At 71.6% G+C, this 3,616-nt stretch carries 3 protein-coding genes; 2 read left to right on the top strand and 1 reads right to left on the bottom strand.

From position 1 onward, the window contains the following. The coding region (locus tag JS521_RS34560; protein ID WP_443732191.1) for an ATP dependent DNA ligase at positions 1-299 on the top strand (299 nt) is incomplete at its 5' end. A gap of 64 nt (positions 300-363) precedes the next feature. Here JS521_RS34560 and JS521_RS34555 read toward each other — a convergent pair. Further along, on the bottom strand, positions 364-807 hold the full coding sequence (locus tag JS521_RS34555; protein WP_143588559.1) for a hypothetical protein: 444 nt from the start codon (positions 805-807) through the stop codon (positions 364-366). A gap of 290 nt (positions 808-1,097) precedes the next feature. On the opposite strand from JS521_RS34555, the gene dnaE reads away from it, so the two are divergent. Further along, on the top strand, positions 1,098-3,616 hold a 2,519-nt coding region (dnaE, locus tag JS521_RS34550; RefSeq protein ID WP_205086824.1), incomplete at its 3' end, for a DNA polymerase III subunit alpha.

Genomic DNA, 3,616 nt, shown 5'->3' with positions numbered 1-3,616 from the left:
TGCCCGGAGCCGTCCTGGTCGGCGAGCGGCACGACGGACTGCTGCACTACGCGGGCAGCGTCGGCACCGGCTGGAGCGAGGCCGAACGAACCCGCCTCGCCGAACTCCTCCAGGCCGCGGCCATCGACGCCTGCCCCTTTGCGCAGATGCCGCCGGTGACTGGAGCCCGGTGGGTACTCCCCCAGCTCGTCGGCGAAGTCCGCTACACCTCCCGCACCCGCGCCGGGCGCCTGCGCCACCCCTCCTGGCACCGACTACGCCCCGACCTCGCACCCAACGACTGTGACCGTGCGCGATAGTTGGCACCGATGGACACCTGCGACGCACAGCGTGGGCGGCATGATCGAGGCCCGGTCGCTCTGCTCAGTACTTGATCTCTTTGGCTTCGTACCCTTCGAGCCCTGCCGCGGCGAGGGCGGGTACGAGGGCGTGCAGGTACCAGGCGAGGTCGGTGAGCGCGGGCGCCGCTGGGATGTGCCGGCGGTTGATGCTGGGTGAGAAGAGGGCTTCCTTGCGGCCGGGCATGAACATGAACATCCCGCCGGTCCCGGCTTGCGAGTGGTAGACGTTGATGGCCACGGTGTACGGCAGGTTGCTGGGCGCGTCCAGGCGCACCAGGACCTCGTCGATGTCTTCGGGGGAGCCGGCGTACCACTCGTACATGTCGTCCGCGTCGTTGATCATGTGGGTGACACCCCCGGCAGGGTCCTCCACAGACCAGCCCACCCCGGTGAGGGCATCCACGATCGCGCGCACGGTGGTCGGGTGCGTGAACGTGAAGTCGATGTCGGCGTCTCTGGATCCCACGGAACCTCCGCTCAGCGTGGCGTAGCCCCGCACGCTCACAGGTGAGGCGCAGGGCCGTCGATCCATTTTCCAACAGGTCCAGGCCTTCAGGGCCCCGATCAAGGCGCTGACCTGCGGAATGCTCGATTCGCCAGGGCGAGTACTCAATGGCCAGGTAGCGCGCTCAGTCACAACGACCTGGCTGGCTGAAACTCCGCGCCTAGAACTCGCGTGTTCGAATTAATGTTCGATACAGTCGAGGGAGAAGAGTTCGATTAGTAATGCTTTGGGGGTTATGGGCGGAGGGTGTCATGCGGGAAAGCGTCCCTCACCTGCATGTCAGCAGTGGGTTTTCGGCCCGCTACGGTGCCTCGCATCCCCATGACCTCGTCGCGCGGGCGTCCGAGCGCGGGATCGGGGCGCTGGCGCTGACCGACCGCGACATGGTCACCGGCACGGTGCGCTTCGCGAAGGCCGCCGCGGCCGCCGGTGTGAAGCCGTTGTTCGGCGTCGACCTCGGCGTCGCCCCCCATGTGCCCTCGGCCGAGGCCCGCCGCCGTACCCCGGTACGCGGCGGCGCGCACGTAGCGGAGGCACCGTTCCGGGCGACGTTCCTGGCCCGGGACGCGGCCGGGTGGGCGCGGCTGTGCCGGCTCGTGTCCGCCACGCACGCCGAGGCCTTCGCCGCGGGCGCACCGCTGGCAGCTTCGTGGGAGATGCTCGGCCGGTACGCGGGCGAGGGGCTGGTGGTGCTGCTCGGTCCGGCGTCGGAGCCGCTGCGGGCGCTCGCCGCCGGCCGCCCGGACATCGCCGAGCAGCTCCTCGCACCGTGGCGCCAGGCCGTCGGCGACGGGCTGCGGCTGGAGGTCGTGTGCTGGGGCATGTCCGGCACCGGCCCGGGGTCGGTACGCCTGGCCGCGCACACCCTGGCGCTCGCCGACCGCCTCGGCATCCCGGCCGTGCTGACCAACGCCGTACGGTACGCCGACCGGTCCCAGCACCGGGTCGCGGACGTGCTGGACGCGGCCCGGCTGCTGCGGCCCGTCGACCGGCGGCGCCTCGACTGCGGGGAGCGGTGGCTGAAGGGCGGGCCCGCGATGACGGAGATAGCCGAGCGGGTGGCGGCTGCCGCCGGGGGCGGCCGGGCGCGCGCCGTGCAGCTGATCGCCGACACCGTGGCCGTCGCGGAGGCGTGCGAGGTGGACCCGGTGAGGGATCTGGGGCTCGGTGTGCCGCATTTCCCCGAGCCGTCCGTGGTCGGCGCCGAGGCTGGGGCGGACGGGGCGATGCGGCTGCTGCGGCAGCGGTGCGAGAGCGGCATGGCCGCCCGCGGTCTCGACCGGGACCGCCGTTCGATGGACCAGCTCGACTACGAGCTCGGTGTCATCGGGCGGCTCCGCTACGAGCCGTACTTCCTCGCCGTGGCTCAGGTCGTCGCGGACGTGCGGGACATGGGCATCCGGGTCGCCGCCCGCGGCTCCGGCGCCGGCTCCATGGTCAACCACAGCCTCTTCGTGGCCACGGCGAACCCGCTGGAGCACCACCTGCTCTTCGAGAGGTTCCTGTCCGAGCGGCGCTCGTCGCTGCCGGACATCGACATCGACGTGGAGTCCGCGCGCCGGCTGGAGGTGTACGACCGGATCATCGCCCGCTTCGGGCGGGAGCGGGTCGCGGTCACCGGGATGCCCGAGACCTACCGGGCCCGGCATGCCCTGCGGGACACCGGCCTCGCGCTCGGGATCGCCCCGGCCACCGTGGACCGGATCGCGAAGTCGTTCCCGCACATCCGGGCATGCGACATCCGCTCCGCCCTCTCCGAGCTGCCCGAACTGCGGAACCTGGCGGCGGAGGCCGGGCGGTACGGGCCGTTGTGGGAGCTCGCCGAGAGCCTGGACGCGCTGCCGCGCGGGATCGCGATGCACCCCTGCGGCGTGATCCTCTCCAACACCAGCCTCCTGGACCGGCTGCCCGTACAGCCCACCCCCGGCGGCGAGTACCCGATGCTCCAGGCCGACAAGGAGGACGTCGAGGACCTGGGCCTCCTCAAGCTCGATGTCCTCGGGGTGCGAATGCAGTCCGCGATGGCGCACGCCGTCACCGAGATCCGCCGCACCACCGGCAGGGCGATCGACCTCGACAACCCCGACCACGTCCCGCTGGACGACCGCTTCGCCTTCGCCCTCATCCAGAACTCCGACACCGTCGGCATGTTCCAACTCGAGTCACCTGGCCAGCAGGACCTGGTCGGCCGACTCCAGCCCCGCGACCCGCAGGACGTCATCGCCGACATCAGCCTGTTCCGTCCCGGCCCGGTCCAGGGCGGCATGCCCGCCCTCTACATCGCCGCCCGCCACGGCGCCACACCCACCTACCCCCACCCGGACCTGGAACCGGTCCTGCGCGACACGTACGGGGTGACCATCTGGCACGAGCAGATCATCGACATCCTCGCCGTCATGACCGGCTGCGACCGCGCCCTGGGCGAAGTAGCCCGCCGCGCCCTCAGCGACGAGCAACGGCTGCCGAAGATCGAGGCGTGGTTCCGGCAGCAGGCCGGCGCCCGCGGCTACAGCCCAGCAGTGCTGGACGAGGTCTGGGACATCGTCGCCTCGTTCGGCGCGTACGGGTTCTGCCGGGCGCACGCCGTGGCGTTCGCCGTGCCCGCGCTCCAGTCCGCGTGGCTCAAGGCCCACCACCCGGCCGCTCTCTACGCGGGGTTGCTGGAGCACGACCCGGGCATGTGGCCGGCCCGGGTCATCGTCGCCGACGCCCGCCGCCACGACGTCCCCGTCCTGCCCGTCGACATCAACACCTCCCAGGCCCAGTACGC

It is taken from the genome of Streptomyces durocortorensis, assembly GCF_016901035.1.
In the GTDB taxonomy this organism is placed as follows: domain Bacteria; phylum Actinomycetota; class Actinomycetes; order Streptomycetales; family Streptomycetaceae; genus Streptomyces; species Streptomyces durocortorensis.
This window is presented reverse-complemented; position numbering and strand designations above follow the sequence as displayed.